2 protein-coding genes are annotated in these 831 nt (G+C 40.2%); both read right to left on the bottom strand.

Annotated elements, in window-relative coordinates; genetic code table 11:
- Window positions 1–23: 23 nt before the first annotated feature.
- The gene (locus H9647_RS25580; RefSeq protein WP_191805318.1) at window positions 24–506 is read right to left on the bottom strand and encodes a hypothetical protein; all 483 of its coding nucleotides are present in this window, start codon (window positions 504–506) and stop codon (window positions 24–26) included.
- A gap of 123 nt (window positions 507–629) precedes the next feature.
- A complete protein-coding gene (locus tag H9647_RS25575; protein WP_191805316.1) occupies window positions 630–806 on the bottom strand; it encodes an aspartyl-phosphate phosphatase Spo0E family protein in 177 nt (58 codons plus the stop codon).
- Between the last annotated feature and the right edge of the window lie 25 nt (window positions 807–831).

The raw sequence follows: 831 nt of genomic DNA, 5'->3' as shown, positions 1-831 counted from the left end.
GTAATCTCGCTGCTTTGGAACAATTACTTTGGAGAAAATGTCATTGGTTTTTGATTACTTTCCTCCATTTGCTCAATGATGCTATTTAACATGTTATCCGTAATTTTTATCGGATAGTAACCCACTCTATCGCGTAAAATGTTTTCAATAATCCATGCTTTTCGTGTCCAATACTGGTAATTCTTCGCACCTTCATTTTGTCCGGACTTAAATTTTCCAGGCTGCAATTCGGCTCCTTTATTAACCACTCGGAGCAGATTGTATGTGCGCTTGCGTTCATTGCGAACCAGCTTTAGTAGTAAGGTCAAATAATAACTGTCCTTTTCCATAAGTTCCTGTGTCGGTCGCTCTGCAGCTGACAGAAACACTACTTTCTCAGCTCGTAGCGGCCTTCTCATCCCGTTTTCTTGCACCTCATCCCGGTAGACTTCCATATCACAAAATAAGCAATACAGCCCCTTACCGACGGGTTCAACAGCTGAACCACAATACCCACATGTTTGCATGATCTGGCTCCTTCCTGGCCATTTTTCTTCATCATTTATTTATAGAATCCGTTATTCTGTATGAAATGTTAAGCTCAAAAATCGAGGGATCCGGGAAAAAGTTCTTCACCCAGAGTCGATTAGTCAAACAATTGGCTTCTCTTTTTGTTTTCCACTTCTACTATACTGGTTAATGAGTTCATCTAATAGCATCGATTGCTTTATTACAACCGGATGTTGAAAATCGTTATTGTATTCCTTAGCCAAGGCATTAAGCTGCTTTCTAGCTTGTTCAATACAGTCCCTGTTTTTTTCGATCAAATCAAACCCCTCCTAAGCGCATCTT

Origin of the sequence: Paenibacillus gallinarum (genome assembly GCF_014836635.1) — a bacterium.
Taxonomy (GTDB): domain Bacteria; phylum Bacillota; class Bacilli; order Paenibacillales; family Paenibacillaceae; genus Paenibacillus; species Paenibacillus gallinarum.
The sequence above is the reverse complement of the archived record's forward strand: the minus strand, read 5'-3'. Positions and strand labels throughout refer to the sequence as shown.

What these genes read in the sequence shown, in the direction of transcription:
- H9647_RS25580 (WP_191805318.1), bottom strand. Translation starts at nt 506, where the DNA reads ATGCAAACATGTGGGTATTGTGGTTCAGCTGTTGAACCCGTCGGTAAG.